The organism is Devosia sp. FJ2-5-3 (assembly GCF_029201545.1).
Lineage (GTDB): Bacteria > Pseudomonadota > Alphaproteobacteria > Rhizobiales > Devosiaceae > Devosia.
In genome coordinates this window covers 1-18,115 of sequence record NZ_CP104007.1, presented here as the reverse complement: position 1 = coordinate 18,115, position 18,115 = coordinate 1, and the positions used below count along the sequence as shown (strand labels likewise).

Genomic DNA, 18,115 nt, shown 5'->3' with positions numbered 1-18,115 from the left:
ATGAGGCAGGAAAGTGCCTCGAAAATGTGCAGAGGCGCCGGTCTTCGCGTATTTTTTGTGCATGATTGCCGGGAGTGTGCAGTCCGCGCGGTTTGCGAGTGGGAAGCCTCTGTGGCGGGCCAAGAGGGCGCGAACTGCACGCTGCCGGCAAGCAGGTGGAGGTGGCCGCGAACGGCCACCCCGGATTTGATCATTTGAAGGCCGGGTAGGCTTCGACGCCAACTTCGGCCACGTCGAGGCCAAGGTCTTCGTCTTCGGCGCTCGGGCGCAGGCCCATGACCGCCTTGAGGATGGTCCAGAGGATCATGCTGACCGAGAAGACGAAGGCCCCGACGGTGAAGATGGAGATGAGCTGGCCGCCAAGGCTGGCGTCGGGATTGGTGAACACCACGGCGATCGTGCCCCAGATGCCGGCAAAGAGGTGAACCGGGATGGCGCCAACGACGTCGTCGATCTTGAAGCGATCGAGCAGCGGCACGGTGAGGACGACGATGATGCCGCCGACGGCGCCGATCAGCGAGGCGGTGCCTAGGCCGGGCGTAAGGGGTTCGGCGGTGATTGAGACGAGGCCGGCCAGTGCGCCGTTGACGACGAAGGTCAGGTCCACCTTCTTGTACATGATCGCAGCAAGCGCCGCCGCGGCCAGGGCGCCGCCAATGGCGCCGGCATTGGTATTGGCCATGACGCGGCCGACATCGGCGATATCCCCGACAGTGCCCATGGCGAGCTGGGAAGCGCCGTTAAAACCGTACCAGCCGAACCAGAGGATGAACATGCCGAGGACGACCAGCGGCATGTTGGAGCCGGGGATCACATTGACCGAGCCATCGGCATTGTACTTGCCCTTGCGGGCGCCGAGCACGATGGCCCCGGCGAGGGCCGCCCAGCCACCCACGGAGTGAACGACGGTGGAGCCGGCAAAATCGAGGAAGCCGAAATCGGCATCGAGGAAGCCGCCACCCCATTTCCAGGAGGCCTGGATCGGATAGATCAGCGCCGTCAGCACGGCCACGAAGATCAAGAATGGCCACAGCTTGATGCGCTCGGCGACGGTGCCCGAGACAATGGACGCAGCCGTGGCGCAGAACATCACCTGGAAAAAGAAGTCCGAGCTGACCGTTGCATAGCTGAGATCGGCGGCGTCCGGGGTGAGCCCGACCGGCTCGAGCACGGCAATGCCCAGAGCGCCCAGGATATTGGGGATCATCCAGCCGTCGCCGGGATACATGAGCTTGTAGCCGATGATGTAGTAGGCCAGGCACGCCACCGAATACATGGTGATGTTCTTCAGAAGCTGCATGGAAACGTTCTTGGTGCGCACCATGCCCGCTTCGAGCATGGCAAAGCCGGCCGCCATCCAGAACACCAGGAACCCGCCAACCAGCATCAGGAAGCTGTTGAGGATAAACTGGGTCTGGAGCGGTGTTTCACCGCCGACCGCGGCTTCCACGATTTCGGTCGCGGCGGCGTCCTGGCCGAGCGCGGGAAGAGTCATGAGGAGGGCGCCAAGGGCAGCGCCGCCCAGGAGGGGGAGGGGGAATTTGAACCCTGTCATTATCTGTTCTCCTTGAGGCGGGACTAGAGAGCGGACGCGCCGGTTTCGCCGGTGCGAATGCGGGTGACGGCCAGAAGATCGAGCACGAAGATCTTGCCGTCGCCGATACGTCCGGTCTGGGCGGCGTCGCGAATGGCGTTGCTCACCGCGTCGACAAGGGCGTCATCGACGGCAATCTCCAGCTTGAGCTTGGGCAGGAAATGCACCGCATATTCAGTGCCGCGATAAATCTCGGAATGGCCCTTCTGCCTTCCATAGCCCCTCACTTCCGTGACCGTCATGCCGTGGACGTCGAGGGAGTTGAGAGATTGTCTCACCTCTTCCAGACGCGACGGCTTGATGATGGCAACCACCAGCTTCATAACATCCCCTTTCGATGCTTCTGCGCACTTCGCAGCACACCTCACTCAAGAGCCGTGCCAAACGGAGGCTCAGCCGCAGAAATGGCTGGTTTTCCGGGAGTTTCGGCTTTGGGTGTCTGGCTGCAGTCTGTTTCGAGGTCGTCATCACGCCAAGCGAATGGCCAACAAATGGGCAGTTGCCGGGGTGAAGGTGAAAATAAAGGCAGCGACCCTTGCGGCAATCGCGCGCTTGCTCGCAGCGCGGGCAATTGGGACAATGGCGACAAAGGGAGAATGCGGATGACCGAGCCTAGGGCAGAGCAATTCGACGTGGTCATTGTGGGCGGTGGCCCGGTGGGCATGACGCTGGCGCTGGCGCTGGCGCAGTCGGCGCGCGGTATCCGCGTGGCCCTCGTCGATCGCCGCCCGCTCAGCGTGCCGCGGGACAATCGCGCCTCTGCCATTGCCGCCGGCGTGCGGCGTATTTTCGAGGCGCTGGGCGTCTGGGACGCCATGGCGGCCAAGGCTCAGCCCATCAGCGCCATGCGCATCACCGATTCGGGGCTTGGCGACATAGCCCGGCCGTTGTTCCTGCAATTTGATGGCGAAGTGGCGCCCGGTGAGGCCTTTGCCCATATGGTGCCCAACCAGGCCAGCTCCGGCGCGCTGCTTGCCGCGCTGGGCGATATGGTCGAGGTGATCGCGCCGGCCGAGATTGCCGATTGGCGGGGCGAGGGCGCCAGGGCCCGGCTGGTGCTGGCTGATGGACGCGTGCTCGAGACCGCGCTGGTCGTCGCGGCCGACGGCGCGCAATCGGCGCTGCGCCAGCGGGCCGGAATTGGCGTCATTCACCACGATTATCGCCAGACCGGTTTGGTCGCGACCATCGCTCATGAACTGCCCCATGACGGCGTCGCCTATGAACATTTCAGACCCTCAGGCCCCTTTGCCAGCCTGCCCCTGCCAGGTAATCGCTCCTCGCTGGTGTGGACGGAAAGCGCCGAGCGGGCGCCGGAATTCCTGGCCATGATACCGGAGCAATTGGCCGGCGAGATCGAGGCGGTGATGGGCTCGAGCCTTGGCGCGGTGACGCTCGAGGACAAGCTGATGGGCTTTCCGCTGCGCCTGCAGATTGCGCGCGACTTCGTCGGGCCACGGCTGGCCCTGATTGGCGACGCGGCCCATGTGGTGCACCCGATCGCCGGGCAGGGGCTCAATCTGGGTTTGAAGGATGTCGCTGCGCTGGCTGAGGTGATCGTCGAGGCGATGCGGCTCGGGCTCGACCATGGCGGCGCCGACGTGCTGGAGCGCTACCAGGCCTGGCGGCGGCTCGATACCACCGCCATGGCGATGATGACGGACGGGCTCAACCGGCTGTTTTCAAATGATATCGCCCCTGTGCGGGCGTTTCGCGATTTCGGGCTGGGCCTGGTCGATCGGGCGGCGCCGGTCAAGAATGTGCTGATCCGCGCGGCTTCGGGAATATCTCATGGCGGGCCGAAGCTCTTGTCGGGCCTGCCGATCTGACACCGGCTGGGGAGCCGCTGCTGCACGGAAAAAATGTGCAGACATGGCACCGAAATCGTCCTAGCCTCGTTAATGCATTGGCGGCGCATGGGTGCCGCCTCCCGGGAGCCAAAAAGGTTTGAGCAGGCACTTGCCACCCACAGCAGATAACGCCCTCGCATCGCAACTCGAACTCGCCTTTGAAGATAATCGCCTGGCTGCACAGCTCTACGGCGATTTCGACCAGAACCTCGCCCTCGTCGAACAGCGCCTCTTCGTCTCCGCCACGCCGCGGGGCAATCATGTGCTGCTCAAGGGCGCGGCGTCCAAGGTTGATCAGGCCCGTCGGGTCCTTGAATCGCTTTATACCGGCCTCGAAGAGGGGCGAACCGTCGATATCGGCGATGTCGATGCGGTGATCCGCATGGTCGAGACCGAGGACAGCCAGCTGACGCTGCCGACGCTGGAGCGGAGGGGTAAGGTACGCATGGCCCAGATCGCCACGCGAAAATCCACTATCGTCGCCCGCACCCCAGCCCAGGACGCCTATATGCGCGCCATGGACCGGAGCGAACTGGTGTTCGGCATCGGGCCCGCTGGTACCGGCAAGACCTATGTGGCGGTGGCACACGCCGCCTCGCTGCTCGAACGCGGCGATATCAACCGCATCATCCTGTCGCGCCCGGCGGTGGAAGCGGGCGAACGGCTCGGCTTCCTGCCCGGCGACATGAAGGACAAGGTCGATCCCTATCTGCGTCCGCTCTATGACGCCCTCTATGACATGATGAAGCCCGAAAATGTCGAGCGCTGCATCACCTCGGGGATCATCGAGGTCGCGCCACTCGCCTTCATGCGCGGCCGGACCCTGGCCAATGCCGTGGTCATCCTCGACGAGGCGCAGAACACCACCTCGATGCAGATGAAGATGTTTCTCACCCGCCTTGGTGAAAACTCCAAGATGATCGTCACCGGCGACCCGACCCAGGTCGATCTGCCGCGCGGGGAAAGATCGGGGCTGGTGGAGGCCGTCAATCTGCTTGACGGGGTCGAGGGCGTGCATATTTCGCGCTTCAACGACAAGGATGTGGTGCGCCATGCGCTTGTCGGCCGCATCGTGCGGGCCTATGAGGCGGATACCGCGCGCCGGCTCGCCGAAAAGGATGGCGACACCACAGGCCTGGCGCGAACATTGGGCACTCTTCCTCGCGCGTGAGGCGGGTGCCGTTCCGTCCCTTCGACCCATGAATGAGTGCAATGCCGCCGACCCCGCCGCTTGAAATCGCCGTCATCCATAATTCGGAGGGCTGGCCCGATCATTTCGATGCCCTTGCCGAGCGCGCCGTTCTGGCCGCTCTGGCCGGCTCCGGTGCCCGTATCAAGGGCGCCGCAGAGATTTCGGTGCTGCTGACCGATGACGAAGAACAGCGCGACCTCAACGCCCAGTGGCGCGGCAAGGACAGTGCGACCAATGTGCTGAGCTTTCCCCAGATCGAGCCCTTCGGGCCGGTTGTCGGCTTGCTCGGCGACATCACGCTGGCCCATGAAACCCTGGTTCGCGAGGCCGCGGAGCTGGACAAGAGCCTCGAAGACCATTTCACTCACCTTGTGGTGCATGGTTTTTTGCACATTTTAGGGTATGATCATCTCCAAGAGGCCGAAGCCCTTCAAATGGAGGGCCTGGAGACCCAGATATTGGGCGGGCTTGGGATCGCAGATCCCTATGCAGACGAAGCCGGCGGCTAGCCGCTGGCCGACACCATCTTTGAGCACAACCGAGGATAGATACGCCGCATATTGCGGCCAGAGACGATGACCGACAGCGACAACAGGGGCAAGCGGGTGCCCGATAATCCCGACCCTCCTTCTAGTCCCGCCCTCGCACCTGCGGCGCGGGGGCCGAGCCTGATCAATCGCATCAAATCCCTCCTGACCCTCAGGACGGTATCGCTGCGCGACGATCTCCAAGTTGCGCTCGACGACAAGGACCGCTCCGATAGTTCGGACTTCTCCGAGAGCGAGCGCGCCATATTGCAGAATGTGCTCAAGCTCTCTGCAGTCTCCATCGACGACATCATGGTGGAGCGTTCCGACATCCAGGCGGTAAGCGCCGACATCAATCTGGGCGCGCTGATCGCCCGGTTCCGGCAAGTGGGCCATTCGCGCCTGCCCGTCTATGAGAACGACCTCGACAATATTGTGGGCTTCATCCACATCAAGGACGCCCTGGCCAAAATCACCGCGCCACTCAGCGATCCTGACAAGGAAGTCCCGGTGAAATTGCTGACCGCCGCCTTGCGGCAGAAGGTCGGCAAGCTCGGCATCACCCGCACGGCCATGTTCGTCCCGAGCTTCATGCCGGCCGGCGACCTCTTGCAGTCGATGCGCGCCAGCCGCACCCATATGGCCATCGTGGTCGACGAATATGGTGGCACCGATGGCCTCGTGACCATCGAGGACCTGCTCGAAGCCATTGTCGGCCAGATCGAGGACGAGCACGACGAAGCCGTGCGCGCCATGGTCCGCAAGATCAGCGACGATACCTATATCGCAAATGCCCGCGCCGAACTCGAGGAAGTGCAGGCCGTGGTCGGTCCCGATTTCGACCCGGGCGACCATGCCGACGACGTCGATACGATCGGCGGACTGGTCTTCGACCTCGCAGGCCATGTGCCCAAGCGCGGCGAAAAGGTGAACGGACTCGAAGGCTTTGAATTCGAGATTCTCGCCGCCGACCCCAGGCGCATCAAGCGTCTGCGTATCCGCCGCAAGCGGGAAGGCGAGACCGACGAATTGCTGGCCATAACCGACCAGCGCACCGACCAGCAAAGATTGGCCGCCGAATAGTGGCGGTCCATCGCTTCTCGCCCGATCAATGGCACAATGTGCTTGCCGCCCTGCCCGCCGCCCTCAAGGTGGCGGATGGGGACGTGATCATTACCCAGACCATCGATGCCGCCGGTGTCGACAAGGATGGGATCAGCCGGACCCACGGTCCCAATCCGATGAATGGTCCTATTCATGTCGATGGCGCCATGCCGGGCGACGTGCTGCAGGTCGATATCCTCCGCATAAGCCCGATCCGGCCCGATGGCTGGACCCGTGGCGCACTGGCGGGCAATGTCGTCGATCCCGAGCGCGTGCGCGACCTGCCGCCAAGGGACCGGATCGAGTGGAATATCGATCTCGATGTCGGAACGGTGAGGCTCAGGGACGATGTTCCGGGGCTTGAGCACCTGGTGCTGCCGCTCGAGCCGATGATCGGGTGCTTTGGGGTGGCGCCGGCCGGCGGGGAGGCTATTTCCACCGCGACCAGCGCATCCAATGGCGGCAATATGGATTATCGCGGCTTTGGCCCGGGGGCCCGGGTATGGTTTCCGGTGTTCGAGCCCGGGGCGCTGTTCTTCCTCGGCGATTGCCACGCCATCCAGGGGGATGGCGAAATCGTCGGGACGGGCGTCGAGACCGCGATGGAAGTAGAGATCCGCCTCAGCGTCCTCAAGAACCGCCATCAAGCCTGGCCGCGCGGGGAGACAGCGGAGACGATCTATACATTGGGCAATGCCCGTCCGCTCGACCAGGCGCTGCAGCATGCAACGACCGAAATGTTCGATTGGCTGACCGGGGACGAATATGGCCTCTCGGCCGTGGCCGCCAGTCACCTGATGGGCCAGCTCGTGCGCTACGATGTGGGCAATGTGTTCGATCCGGCCTTCACCATGGTCTGCCACATGCCCAAAAAATACCTGCCAAAAAGCTTGAGGCCCCGATGAATTGACATCGAGGCCTCCGGCTTGCTGCTAAACTGTTCGGACGCGAATTTTTGGCGTCAGATCTGCTGGACGGCTTCCACGCCCGGCACGAAATGGCGGAGGAGGTTCTCGATGCCGTTCTTGAGGGTGGCGGTCGAGGACGGGCAGCCCGAGCAGGCGCCCTGCATGTGCAGGAAGACTGTGCCTTCCCTAAAACCCTTGAAGGTGATGTCGCCGCCATCCATGGCAACGGCCGGACGCACGCGCGTCGCCAGCAATTCCTTGATCACCTCCACCATTTCCTTGTCTTCGGCGTCGTAGAACTCGTCGCCGTCATCGAGCGCGGGAACCGCAAAGCCGTGTTCGGCGATGACGGGCTTGCCAGAGAGGAAATGGTCCATGATCACGCCGAGAATGGCCGGCTTGATATGGGCCCAATTGGTATCGTCCTTGGTGACCGAGATGAAATCGGAACCAAGGAAAACGCCGGTCACACCGGAAATGGAGAAGAGGCTCGTGGCCAGCGGAGATATATCGGCAGCCTCGGCGGAGCGAAACTCGCGCGGCTCGCCAACGACCACGTCGCGGCCCGGCAGGAATTTGAGCGTCGCCGGATTGGGAGTGGCTTCGGTCTGGATGAACATGGTACCTCCGGCGGAAATTAGAACGCTTCTAAAATAGCTGAGTTTGCGCGAGGCGCAAGTTGATTTTGCGCCGCTTTGTCGCGTGGCGCCGGATGGGCACCATGCGCTAGACACATATCATGATCCGCGCATTCAGATATATCGGCGTCGCCGAAGGAATTACAACCCTGGCCCTCTTCCTCGTGGCCATGCCCGCAAAATACTGGCTGGGCATTCCCCACCTCGTGCCGCCGATTGGCGCCCTGCATGGGGCCGCCTTCGTGATCTATCTCGTAGCCATGCTCGTCTGCCTCTGGGGGCGGGGATTTACGCCCCTCGAGTGGCTACGGACAACATTTGCCTCGTTCTTTCCCTTCGGCACTTTCCTCAATGATCCCTTCCTCAAGCGCGAGCAGCTGGCAGGCGCGGCGGCCCGAGCGCGCGCCTAGAGCATCGCCCGGACAGCAGCCCTGAGGCGATCGAGGTCTTCCGGGCGGCTCAGCCTATGGTCGCCATCCGGGATCAATGTGAAGGTCACCGGGTCATGCAGGATATGGATGAGCAGCTTCTGGGCGTGCTCGGATGGCACGTCCGGATCCCGGCCGCCCTGGAGGATGGTGACGGGGCAGCCTGTTTCGATGGGCGAGCCCAGCAGCAAATGGTATTTGCCGTCATCGAGCAGCGCCTGGCTATACCGGTAGGGTCCGTCGCCATAGCGGCTGTCGAGTTCGACAAAGCCATCCCGCTCGAGCGCCAGGTGCTGTCCGGGTCCGAGTCGCGCGGGGATGAGGGTTTCGGTGGCGTCGACGGCGGGGGCAATCAGCACCAGCCCCTTGAGGCGCCCATCCCTGTTGCCGAGGAGCCGGCGGGCGAGCAGCAGGGCGAGCCACCCCCCCATGGACGAGCCGACGACGATCTGCGGGCCTTGGGTGAGGGCGAAAACCGCTTCGGTCTCCTCCAGCCAGCGGCTGATCGTGCCGTCTTCGAACTGGCCACCCGAGGCGCCGTGGCCGGAATAGTCGAAGCGTGTGACGGCAAGGGCGTTTTCGGCGCCAAACTGGTCAAGGGCGCTGGCTTTTGCGCCGGTCATTACCGATCGGAAACCATTCAGCCAGAAAATCCCCGGCTGCCGCCCGGGCCGCTGGAGCACGGCGATATCGCGTCCGGAGACGCTCTGGCCGACACGCAGATTTTGCTGTATAAGGGAACTCATCGGCACTCTGTCGCTTTTGCAACCTAATTAGGGCGCTTAATCGGCGCAACTGGCCTAAATTCAGCATTTGCGCCAGTTGACTTATCCACCCGCTAACACGATTTTAGGGCCGATTTCACCCCCTTGCACTAATAGCAAAAGGAACGCTTGCCATTCGCCGTCCAATGAGACCCGTGGCGCCCCAGAAAGATGGGCCGCTTGCCAATGAGGACATCACCAGCCCCGACGTTCAGCTGATCGACGCCGAGGGCGAGAACCGCGGCATCGTGCGCACGCGCGACGCCATGGCCGAAGCGCAGGAAGCTGGTCTGGACCTGGTCCTGATCGCCGCGAATTCGAATCCGCCCGTCGCCAAGATGCTCGACCTCGGCCGCTATAAATATGCTGCCCAGAAGAAGGCAGCAGAAGCGCGCAAGAAGCAGAAGGTGATCGAGGTCAAGGAAGTTCAGCTCCGGCCGAACATCGACGACCATGACTACAACACCAAGATGAAGGCTGTGCAGCGCTTCCTGGAAGATGGCGACCGCGTCAAGGTCACCATGCGGTTCCGTGGTCGCGAAATGGCGCACCAGGACATCGGCATGCAGCTCCTGATCAAGGTCAAGGAACAGATGGACGCCATGGCCAAGGTGGAAAGCCAGCCGCGTTCCGAAGGCCGTCAGATGGTGATGGTGCTGGCGCCCAAGTAAGGCGACGCCCCATCCGGACAATTCGAGAAGCGGGCCTTGCGGCCCGCTTTTTTTTTATCGCCTGCCCGGCGCTTATGCGGCAATGTCGGGGGTGCGGCAAAGAGTTGTTTATCTCCGCGCCAGAGAGGGTTTGCGGTCCTCAAGGGGGACGTCCACACTTGCGGTCGCAAACCGGGTCGAGGGACGCATGCATATCGACGGCAAGACAGGTGTATCGCGCGATGACAGCCCCGCGCCGGAGGCGGAGGGCCAAGGCATAGAAGCCGGTGTCCATCTGATCGAACAGCTGCAGCGACTGGAACTGGCCGCGCAGGTGGGCGGGCTGGGTGTGTGGGACTACGATATCGCCCTCGATCGCATGACGTGCGACCAGCGCTGGTATGCCATTATGGGGCGCGACCTGAGCCAGCCCATCGTCAGTGTAGCCGACTTCCAGAGCGTCATTCATCCCGAGGATCGGGAACGGGCCACCGAAGTGCAGAGCACGGCGCGCGAATTGCTGTCCGAGCGCAAGAATTACGGCATAGAGTTTCGCATCGTGCGCCCTGATGGGGAAATCCGCTGGGTGCGGTCTTCGGCGCTGATCTTCGACGACCGCGACGGCAATCCCTCGCGGGCGGTTGGCTATGTCATTGACGTAACCGACAGTTGGCTGGCCGAGCAGCAACTCAAGCAGAACAATGATCTCCTGCGGGCGGAGAACCGCCTGCTCATGCGGCAGGCGCTGGTCGACCCGGTGACCGGGATCAGCAACAGGCGGGCGCTGGACCAGGAGCTGGAGCGCGCCTGTACCCTTGCCCGGCGCGACGGCCTCGCGCTGTCGGTGGCCATGATCGATATCGACTATTTCAAGATCTATAACGACCATTACGGGCATCGCCAGGGCGATCGTGCGCTGGCCGCGGTCGCCGAGGCCATCGCCTCGGCGGCCTGGCGACCCTATGATACGGCGGCGCGCTATGGTGGGGAGGAATTTTGCCTCGTGCTGCCAGAGTCCTCCAACCCACGCCAGGTGCTGGAGCGGATCATGGACAATGTGCGCAGGCTGGCGCTGCCCCATGCGGCCTCGCCGCTCGGGCCCGTGCTGACCATAAGCTGTGGCTGCGTTGCTGGAATATCGGGTGAGGGGCTTGAACCGGCGACCTTGATCGAAGCCAGCGATGCACAGCTCTACCGGGCCAAGCAGGCGGGTCGGAACCGGATCTGCGTCCTGGGCGAATAAGGCTCGGAAAGAGAAAGGGCCCGTCTCGAAAGCCGGGCCCCTGGAATTGGCTAGACGTCCAGATTGCTCACATTGAGCGCATTGTCCTGGATGAAATCGCGGCGCGGTTCGACGAGATCGCCCATGAGGGCGGTGAAGATCTGGTCGGCTTCGTCGGTCTTGTCGATCTCGACGCGCAGCAGGGTGCGCGCATTGGGGTCGAGCGTCGTTTCCCAGAGCTGCTCGGCATTCATCTCGCCCAGGCCTTTATAGCGTTGGAGCGAAACGCCCTTGCGGCCGGCATCGGTGACGGCCTTGAACAGCGAGGAGGGCCCATAGACATTGATGGTGTCGCCCTTGCGGGTGAGGGTCGGTACGCCGCCGAACAATTCATCGAGCCGGTCGGCCAACTGGCGCAGCTTGCGCGCGTCGGCGCTCTGCAAGAGGGCACGGTCGATCTGATGGGTCTCGGTAACGCCGCGCACGGTGCGCGAAAATGCCAGTGCTTCGTCCTCGGTGATCTCACCGGTCCAGCCGCGCTCGAGCTCGTCGGAAATGCGGTCGAGGCGGTTGGCGACGCGCTTGAGCGTTTCCCCGCTCTTGGTGGGGTCCGACATGCCATCGGGGTCGAGCCCGCCGACAATGGCGGTCTGTTCGACGAGGCTGCGATTGTAGCGCGTGTTGAGATTGTCGATGGCGTAGGTGATGTCCCGAGCCTGCTGCAGAATGCCCATGAGGTCGGCACCGGCATGTTCGACCCCGTCACGCGTCTTGAACACTGCGTCTTCGAGGCCGCCCTGGAGCAGATAGTCTTCCAGAGCCCGCTCATCCTTGAGGTAGAGCTCGGACCGGCCGCGCGTGGCTTTGTAGAGCGGCGGCTGGGCGATGTAGATATGCCCGCGCTCGATCAGGGCCGGCGTCTGCCGGTAGAAGAAGGTCAGCAGCAGGGTGCGGATATGGGCGCCGTCGACGTCGGCGTCCGTCATGATGATGATCTTGTGGTAGCGCAGCTTGTCCGGGTTGAACTCTTCCCGGCCAATGCCGGTGCCCAGGGCCGTGATCAACGTTCCGACCTGGTCCGAAGAGATCATGCGGTCAAAGCGGGCGCGCTCGACGTTGAGGATCTTGCCGCGCAGCGGCAGAACCGCCTGGTTTGAGCGGTCGCGGCCCTGCTTGGCGGAGCCACCAGCCGAATCGCCCTCGACGATGAAGATTTCCGACTTGGCGGGATCGCGTTCCTGGCAGTCGGCCAGCTTGCCGGGCAGGGACGAGATTTCGAGCGCGCCCTTGCGGCGGGTCAGCTCGCGCGCCTTGCGGGCAGCCTCGCGCGCGGCAGCAGCCTCGGCCACTTTGGCGACGATGGTCTTGGCTTCGTTCGGATGTTCCTCGAACCACTGGCCGAGTTTTTCGTTGACGATGTTCTCGACAACGGGGCGGACTTCGGACGAGACCAGCTTGTCCTTGGTCTGGGACGAGAATTTGGGATCCGGCACCTTGACCGAAAGCACGCAGGTCAGCCCTTCGCGGGTATCGTCACCCGAGAGCGTCACCTTTTCCCGCTTGGAAATGCCCGAGCTTTCGGCATAGCCGGTGACCTGGCGCGTCAGTGCGCCGCGCAGGCCGGCCAGATGCGTGCCGCCATCGCGCTGGGGAATGTTGTTGGTAAAGCAGAGCACGTTTTCGTGGTAGCTGTCGTTCCACTGCAGCGCCACTTCGACGGTGATCCCGTCCTTTTCGGCGCGCATCATGATCGGCGCCTCGATGACCGGCTGCTTGGATTTGTCGAGATAGCGCACGAAGGCCTCGAGCCCGCCCTCATAGAACAGGTCGATGTCGACCGGCTCGGGATGGCGGCGATCGGCCAACAGGATGTGGACGCCCGAATTGAGGAAGGCCAGCTCGCGCAGGCGATGCTCGAGCGTCTTGAAATCGAAATCCACCATGGTGAAGGTGTCGGTCGAGGGCAGGAAGGTCACTTCCGTGCCTGAGCGCCCTTCATAGTCACCGACTTCCTTGAGCGGCGCATCAGCGACGCCATGGGTGAAGGTGATCTCGTGAACTTTGCCATCGCGGCGAATGCGCAGCTTGAGAAAAACCGAGAGGGCGTTCACGACGGATACGCCCACGCCGTGCAGGCCACCGGAGACCTTGTAGGAATTCTGGTCGAATTTGCCGCCGGCGTGGAGCTGGGTCATGATGACCTCGGCTGCCGAAACGCCTTCTTCCTTGTGGATGCCCACGGGAATGCCGCGACCATTGTCGGTGACCGTGACCGAGCCATCAGCATTGAGCGTGACCGTCACGAGATCGGCATGACCGGCCAGGGCCTCGTCAATGGCGTTGTCGACCACCTCGTAGACCATGTGATGCAGGCCCGAACCATCATCGGTGTCGCCGATATACATGCCCGGGCGCTTGCGCACCGCATCGAGCCCTTTGAGCACTTTGATGCTATCGGCGCCATATTCGTTCGGGGTGGGGTTTTCGGCTTCGCTCATGGGGTCCGAATCAGTCCTTTTCGAAGTCTTTCCGTTCTAGCGGATAGGGGCCTGAACCCCAAGAAAATTGCCGGTTTTTAAGGCTTTTGCTGGGCATAAGGCCAAGTTTTAAAGGCCCAAGGCGTGCCTGGGTCCCCCAGAGGGCGCCAGAGCTTGGCAAGAGCAAAAATTACTCGTGCGTAAGACGGCCGTCGCGCACCGTGATGCGCTGCGCCCGGTCTTCCAAAGCCTCGAACAGCAGCGGGTCGGTGCCGGTGAGGAAACACTGCGTCCCCAGCCCATCCAGCGCCGCAAACAGCGCCCGGCGGCGGTCCGGATCGAGATGGGCAGCGATCTCATCCAGCAGCAGGAAGGGCACGATCCCGGTCCGCAGGCGCACGAGGCGCGCATGGGCAAGGATCAGCCCGATGAGGAGGGCCTTTTGTTCGCCCGTGGAGCCCAGAGCTGCCGGCATGGCCTTTTGGGCATGCACCACGTCAAGATCGACGCGGTGTGGCCCTAATGTGGTGCGCCCGGCCGCCCGATCAAGGCCGCGCAATGCATGCCAGCGCTGCGCCAGCTCGGCCTCGAGCGCGGCGGAAGTGGGCGGTTCCTCCCCACTCTCGAAAAGCGGGGTCAGGGCAAGAAGCGCCGCCGGAAAACTCGCATCCTCGAGGCTGTCGGCGATCAATGTTTGAAGATGGGACAGGCTGTCGGTGCGCGCCAGATGGATGGAGGCACCCAGTTCTGCCATCTGCGCCTCGATGGCGCTCAGCCAGTGGGCATCGCCGCCTTCCTCGAGCAGTTTGTTGCGCTGGCGCATGGCCTTTTCGAAATCAGCCACCGAGGAGGAGTGGGACGGGATAAGCGTTGTCACCAGCCGATCGAGGAAACGCCGGCGTTCGCCGGCGGGACCGGAAAACAGCCCGTCCATGGCGGGCGTCAGCCAGAGCAGGCGCATATAATCGCTCATCGCCTCGATGGAGCGGGCATTGGCGCCATTGATGCGCACGCGCCGACCGCCCTCGGGCAGGGCACCCGTGCCGATATCGGCGGGGCCATCCTCGGTCTCGATGGTGGCAGCGACTGCCCAGCCCATGTCCGAGCCCTGGGATTGCAGCGTGTCGAAACTGGTCCCGCGCAGCCCACGGCCGGGCGAGAGTACCGAAATGGCCTCGAGCAGATTGGTTTTGCCCGAGCCATTGGGGCCGGTCAGCACCAGATGCCGCTCATCGAGGTCGAGAGCGGCGGCGCTGTAATTGCGGAAGGCGGTGAGCCGCAGGCGGGAGATGTGGCGGATCATTTTCTTGTCAGGCTCCGCACTTTCCCCTGCCCTTTGAAGGGCAAGAGGATTGTATATGCGGCACATCGTGGCCCTGCGAGCATAGCTCTCCGGGCCTAGTCGGCTCAAATCGCTCCACTGGAGCGATTTCCCCTGCGCGACGCCGCCTAGACCCGCATCGGCATCAGGACATAGAGGGCGTTGGCGTCGCCTTCTTCCCGGACAAGGGTCGGGGAATTGGCGTCGTTGAACAGGAAAATGGCGCTCTCGCTGCGGATCTGGCTGACGATGTCGAGCAGGTAGCGGGCGTTGAAGCCGATCTCGAAATTGTCGATCTCGAACTCGACCGCCAGCTCTTCGCTGGCCGTGCCGTGATCGGGATTGGTGACCGAAAGCTCGAGCAGGCCATTGTGAGCGGCGAGCTTGACCGCCTTGCCGCCGCGATCGGAGGCAATGGTCGAGACGCGGTCGACGGCAATGGCAAAGCCCTGCTTGTCGACGATCATCTGCTTGTCGTTATTCTTGGGCGTTACCCGGTCGTAATCGGGGAAAGTACCTTCGATGAGCTTTGAGAGCAGCACGACCGGACCGACGGTAAAGCGAATCTTGGTGTCGGACACTTCGACATGGATGTCGCCGTCGACGCCGTCGAGAAGCTTCTGGACTTCGCCCACGGTCTTTTTTGGCACGATGATGCCGCTCATGCCGCGTGCGCCCTCGGGGGCCGCGATTTCGGCTCGGGCCATGCGGTGACCATCCGTAGCCACGGCGCGGAAGAGCGGGCCGGTGGCCGAATTGTCGACGGCGTGGAAATAGATGCCGTTGAGATAGTAGCGCGTCTCTTCATTGGAGATGGCGAACTGGGTGCGCTCGATCAATTCGCGCAGCAGCGACGCGGAAATGTCGAACTCGTGCGCAAAGGCCCCGGACTTGAGATCGGGGAAACTCTCCGGCGACAGGCAGGCAAGGTTGAAGCGCGAGCGGCCGGAGGTCAGAACCATGTTCTCGCCGCCATCGGTTTCGAGCCGCACTTCGGCCCCGTCGGCGAGCTTGCGCACGATTTCGTAGAGCGTGTGGGCCGGAACCGTCGTGGTGCCGGGGGTCGAGACCATGGCCGGCACGCTTTCGGTGACCTCGATGTCGAGATCGGTGGCGCGCAATTCGACATGATCCTCGCTGGCCTTGAACAGCACGTTGGCCAGGATGGGATAGGTGTTGCGGCGCTCCACCACCCGATGCACATGGCTCAGCGACTTGAGCAGGTGATTGCGTTCGAGCGTGACTTTCATGACGGCACTTTCCTGGCGATAGGCGACAGCAAAACCGGCGACGGGCCGGGGCAGGACGTTTACAGTTTCATAAGGAATTGGCAAGGCCAGCGGGGTTTAGCGGGCCCCCAATCTGTGGATCAGCTCTGGAAGTGTACGGTCACCGAAAATCGCTCCATCATTCCAGCGCCGAGTTCCTCAAGCCCGGTGAAGGGTTCGCAATCGGCAACCGCCTGCAGGACGCTCTCGGCCAGCGCCTGGTCCTTGCTGGCAGGCTTGACGCTCTCCGCTGCGATCGAGGGCAGGCCATCGAGTTGGCCATTGCCGAAAAATCCCACGTCGAGCGCGATATGCTGCCCCTCGGCGCCGGGCGGCACCTGCCAGCAGGCAATCAGCTGGCGCTGGACGCGTATGGCAATAGCCTGGCTTTGCTTGAGATAGGCATCGGCGGAGAGAGGCTGGGCGGACACTGAGGCGGCCAGGAGGGGGAGGGCGACGAAGACGAGTAAGGAGCGATTCATCCCACGCTGGTGCCGCCTTGTTCGGGCCGAAACATGGCCGCTGCCAAACATTGCCCAGCTTTGTTTTTACCGGGCCTTCCCCAGAACAATCGCCGCCGCGCCAAAACAGTGCAACCCCTCATCCGAAAATGAGGGGCTGCCAGAAGTTTGTACGGGCAGGGGGCAAAGAAACGGCGCGCAGCGCTGCCGTTTCAAGAATTAAGGCCGAAGGCGGATTTTTCGCCTATTCTTCGAGCATGCGCTTCAGCAGCTCGATTTCCTGGCCGAGTTCGAGGTCGTCCTTGATCATCTGTTCGACCTTGCGCACCGAATGCAACACTGTGGTGTGATCCCGACCACCGAAACGCCGGCCGATTTCGGGCAATGAGCGTGAAGTCAGCGCCTTGGCCAGATACATGGCGATCTGGCGCGGACGCACCACGTCGCGCGAGCGGCGGGCCGAGAGCAGTTCATTGCGCGGCACCTTGTAGTGACGCGAGACGATCTTGAGGATGTCCTCGATGCGGACGCGCTTGGCGTCGCGGGCGCGGATCAGATCGGCCAGCGTCTTCTCGGCCAGCGGCACGGTGATCAATTCGCCGGTCAGCTGGTTGGCAGCGACGAGCCGGTTGACGGCGCCGTCGAGATCGCGGCCGTGGCTGGTTACGGCGCGGGCCACATAGTCAAGGACCGGCATCGGGAAATGCATGCCGAAGCGCGCCGTGGCATGCTCGGCGCGGCGCTGCACGATGGCGCGGCGCAGATCGATGTCGAAACTGGAGATCGGCACCACCAGCCCGCCCGAAAGGCGCGAGCGCACGCGCTCGTCGAGCATTTCGAGATCGCGCGGCGGCGCATCGCCGGCAACCACTATCTGCTTGGCGCCGGTCAGCAGCGCGCCCAGCGTGTGGCCGAACTCGGTGGCGGACTTGCCCTGGAGAAACTGCATGTCGTCGATCAGCAGCAGGTCGACCTTGCGCAGCCATTCCTTGAAGCCGAGCGCCGACTGGCGCTGCACGGCGGTGATGAAATGGTACATGAAATGGTCGGCGGTCAGATAGACGATGTTCTTGGTCGAATCGGCCTGGCTGACGGCATGGGCGATGGCGTTGAGCAGATGCGACTTGCCCAGGCCCACAGTGGAATGGATATAGACCGGGTTGAAGGTCACGGTATTGTTGATCGCCGCATTGGCGATCTGTTTGGCAACCCCGAGCGCCATTTCATTGGCATCGCCGGCGACGAAACTGTCGAAAGTCATGCGCGGATCGATGGCGCTGCCCGAAAGCGCGTCGCCCTTGGCGGGTTCGCGCGTCAGGCGTGGCGACATCGGAGCGGGCGCGGCCTGATCGGCAGCGCTTGCGGCTGCGCTCGGCGCGGCAATCTGGGCAATCGGGGCTTCTACGACCGGAGCGGGAGCGGCCGAAAGGCGCGGGCGGGCCTGGCCATTGACCCGCATGGTGACCTGGAGGCGTCCGGCTTCCGCCACGTCGTGGCGGAACGCCTCGACGATACGGTCGGCATAATTGGACTGCACCCAAGAGCATAGAAAGCGCGTCGGGGCAGACAGATGCACCAGGTCGTCGACGATTTCTTCCAGTTCAAGACGCGCGAACCAGGACGCAAAGACGTCCTCGCCGACAGCGGTCTTGAGGCGGGCGCGCACCCTGTTCCAGAGTTCGCGCTGCGCTTCGGAATTGGAATCGGTCAT

17 protein-coding genes are annotated in these 18,115 nt (G+C 63.0%); 8 read left to right on the top strand and 9 right to left on the bottom strand.

Annotated features, from left to right (window positions below; translation table 11 throughout):
- Positions 1–190: 190 nt before the first annotated feature.
- Together N0P34_RS00085 and N0P34_RS00080 are read right to left on the bottom strand one after the other, a co-directional pair.
- Entirely contained in the window at positions 191–1,555 is a 1,365-nt protein-coding gene (locus N0P34_RS00085) for an ammonium transporter (protein ID WP_275604996.1), read from the bottom strand.
- Between the two features lie 23 nt (positions 1,556–1,578).
- A complete protein-coding gene (locus tag N0P34_RS00080) occupies positions 1,579–1,917 on the bottom strand; it encodes a P-II family nitrogen regulator (protein WP_275604995.1) in 339 nt (112 codons plus the stop codon).
- A 279-nt stretch (positions 1,918–2,196) separates the two neighbouring features.
- Here N0P34_RS00080 and N0P34_RS00075 point away from each other — a divergent pair, with 279 nt between their 5' ends.
- The 5 genes from N0P34_RS00075 to N0P34_RS00055 all read left to right on the top strand — a co-directional run bounded on the left by N0P34_RS00075 (position 2,197) and on the right by N0P34_RS00055 (position 7,172).
- Positions 2,197–3,423 carry an FAD-dependent monooxygenase gene (locus N0P34_RS00075; RefSeq protein ID WP_275604994.1) on the top strand — a complete coding sequence of 409 codons (1,227 nt, stop codon included), beginning with the start codon at positions 2,197–2,199 and terminating at the stop codon, positions 3,421–3,423.
- A 130-nt stretch (positions 3,424–3,553) separates the two neighbouring features.
- A complete protein-coding gene (locus tag N0P34_RS00070; protein ID WP_275604993.1) occupies positions 3,554–4,615 on the top strand; it encodes a PhoH family protein in 1,062 nt (353 codons plus the stop codon).
- Positions 4,616–4,647: 32 nt separating this feature from the next.
- On the top strand, positions 4,648–5,145 hold the full coding sequence (gene ybeY / locus N0P34_RS00065; RefSeq protein ID WP_345774445.1) for an rRNA maturation RNase YbeY: 498 nt from the start codon (positions 4,648–4,650) through the stop codon (positions 5,143–5,145).
- 66 nt (positions 5,146–5,211) lie between these two features.
- Positions 5,212–6,246 carry a hemolysin family protein gene (locus N0P34_RS00060; RefSeq protein WP_275604992.1) on the top strand — a complete coding sequence of 345 codons (1,035 nt, stop codon included), beginning with the start codon at positions 5,212–5,214 and terminating at the stop codon, positions 6,244–6,246.
- The gene (locus N0P34_RS00055; protein WP_275604991.1) at positions 6,246–7,172 is read left to right on the top strand and encodes an acetamidase/formamidase family protein; all 927 of its coding nucleotides are present in this window, start codon (positions 6,246–6,248) and stop codon (positions 7,170–7,172) included. The genes N0P34_RS00060 and N0P34_RS00055 overlap by 1 nt, the downstream gene beginning before the upstream one ends.
- A 56-nt stretch (positions 7,173–7,228) precedes the next feature.
- Here the strand turns inward: N0P34_RS00055 and N0P34_RS00050 are convergent, their stop codons facing one another.
- On the bottom strand, positions 7,229–7,795 hold the full coding sequence (locus tag N0P34_RS00050; RefSeq protein WP_275604990.1) for a NifU family protein: 567 nt from the start codon (positions 7,793–7,795) through the stop codon (positions 7,229–7,231).
- A gap of 119 nt (positions 7,796–7,914) precedes the next feature.
- On the opposite strand from N0P34_RS00050, the gene N0P34_RS00045 reads away from it, so the two are divergent.
- Positions 7,915–8,223, top strand: a complete 309-nt coding sequence (locus N0P34_RS00045; protein ID WP_275604989.1) for a DUF3817 domain-containing protein — start codon at positions 7,915–7,917, stop codon at positions 8,221–8,223.
- Here N0P34_RS00045 and N0P34_RS00040 read toward each other — a convergent pair.
- Positions 8,220–8,987 carry an alpha/beta hydrolase gene (locus N0P34_RS00040; RefSeq protein WP_275604988.1) on the bottom strand — a complete coding sequence of 256 codons (768 nt, stop codon included), beginning with the start codon at positions 8,985–8,987 and terminating at the stop codon, positions 8,220–8,222. The two genes, N0P34_RS00045 and N0P34_RS00040, sit on opposite strands and share 4 nt — an antisense overlap.
- Positions 8,988–9,139: 152 nt before the next feature.
- Between N0P34_RS00040 and infC the strand changes: the two genes are divergently transcribed.
- Both infC and N0P34_RS00030 read left to right on the top strand, forming a co-directional pair.
- Positions 9,140–9,676: a translation initiation factor IF-3 gene (gene infC / locus N0P34_RS00035; protein ID WP_275607041.1), complete on the top strand. Its 537-nt coding sequence runs from the start codon at positions 9,140–9,142 to the stop codon at positions 9,674–9,676.
- 187 nt (positions 9,677–9,863) lie between these two features.
- The gene (locus N0P34_RS00030; RefSeq protein WP_275604987.1) at positions 9,864–10,898 is read left to right on the top strand and encodes a sensor domain-containing diguanylate cyclase; all 1,035 of its coding nucleotides are present in this window, start codon (positions 9,864–9,866) and stop codon (positions 10,896–10,898) included.
- A 50-nt stretch (positions 10,899–10,948) separates the two neighbouring features.
- Here N0P34_RS00030 and gyrB read toward each other — a convergent pair whose 3' ends face one another.
- From gyrB to dnaA, 5 genes are all read right to left on the bottom strand, one after another.
- On the bottom strand, positions 10,949–13,375 hold the full coding sequence (gyrB, locus tag N0P34_RS00025; RefSeq protein ID WP_275604986.1) for a DNA topoisomerase (ATP-hydrolyzing) subunit B: 2,427 nt from the start codon (positions 13,373–13,375) through the stop codon (positions 10,949–10,951).
- A gap of 169 nt (positions 13,376–13,544) precedes the next feature.
- The gene (gene recF / locus N0P34_RS00020; RefSeq protein ID WP_275604985.1) at positions 13,545–14,657 is read right to left on the bottom strand and encodes a DNA replication/repair protein RecF; all 1,113 of its coding nucleotides are present in this window, start codon (positions 14,655–14,657) and stop codon (positions 13,545–13,547) included.
- 146 nt (positions 14,658–14,803) lie between these two features.
- A complete protein-coding gene (dnaN, locus tag N0P34_RS00015) occupies positions 14,804–15,925 on the bottom strand; it encodes a DNA polymerase III subunit beta (RefSeq protein ID WP_275604984.1) in 1,122 nt (373 codons plus the stop codon).
- A 119-nt stretch (positions 15,926–16,044) separates the two neighbouring features.
- On the bottom strand, positions 16,045–16,425 hold the full coding sequence (locus N0P34_RS00010; RefSeq protein ID WP_275604983.1) for a hypothetical protein: 381 nt from the start codon (positions 16,423–16,425) through the stop codon (positions 16,045–16,047).
- Between the two features lie 223 nt (positions 16,426–16,648).
- A complete protein-coding gene (gene dnaA / locus N0P34_RS00005) occupies positions 16,649–18,115 on the bottom strand; it encodes a chromosomal replication initiator protein DnaA (protein WP_275604982.1) in 1,467 nt (488 codons plus the stop codon).

Excerpts from the sequence above, each read along its gene's own strand:
- N0P34_RS00085 (WP_275604996.1), bottom strand. The coding sequence starts at position 1,555 with ATGACAGGGTTCAAATTCCCCCTCCCCCTCCTGGGCGGCGCTGCCCTT.
- N0P34_RS00080 (WP_275604995.1), bottom strand. The coding sequence starts at position 1,917 with ATGAAGCTGGTGGTTGCCATCATCAAGCCGTCGCGTCTGGAAGAGGTG.
- N0P34_RS00075 (WP_275604994.1), top strand. The coding sequence starts at position 2,197 with ATGACCGAGCCTAGGGCAGAGCAATTCGACGTGGTCATTGTGGGCGGT.
- ybeY (WP_345774445.1), top strand. The coding sequence starts at position 4,648 with ATGAGTGCAATGCCGCCGACCCCGCCGCTTGAAATCGCCGTCATCCAT.
- N0P34_RS00060 (WP_275604992.1), top strand. The coding sequence starts at position 5,212 with ATGACCGACAGCGACAACAGGGGCAAGCGGGTGCCCGATAATCCCGAC.
- N0P34_RS00050 (WP_275604990.1), bottom strand. The coding sequence starts at position 7,795 with ATGTTCATCCAGACCGAAGCCACTCCCAATCCGGCGACGCTCAAATTC.
- N0P34_RS00045 (WP_275604989.1), top strand. The coding sequence starts at position 7,915 with ATGATCCGCGCATTCAGATATATCGGCGTCGCCGAAGGAATTACAACC.
- N0P34_RS00040 (WP_275604988.1), bottom strand. The coding sequence starts at position 8,987 with ATGAGTTCCCTTATACAGCAAAATCTGCGTGTCGGCCAGAGCGTCTCC.
- N0P34_RS00030 (WP_275604987.1), top strand. The coding sequence starts at position 9,864 with ATGCATATCGACGGCAAGACAGGTGTATCGCGCGATGACAGCCCCGCG.
- gyrB (WP_275604986.1), bottom strand. The coding sequence starts at position 13,375 with ATGAGCGAAGCCGAAAACCCCACCCCGAACGAATATGGCGCCGATAGC.
- recF (WP_275604985.1), bottom strand. The coding sequence starts at position 14,657 with ATGATCCGCCACATCTCCCGCCTGCGGCTCACCGCCTTCCGCAATTAC.
- dnaN (WP_275604984.1), bottom strand. The coding sequence starts at position 15,925 with ATGAAAGTCACGCTCGAACGCAATCACCTGCTCAAGTCGCTGAGCCAT.
- N0P34_RS00010 (WP_275604983.1), bottom strand. The coding sequence starts at position 16,425 with ATGAATCGCTCCTTACTCGTCTTCGTCGCCCTCCCCCTCCTGGCCGCC.
- dnaA (WP_275604982.1), bottom strand. The coding sequence starts at position 18,115 with ATGACCGATTCCAATTCCGAAGCGCAGCGCGAACTCTGGAACAGGGTG.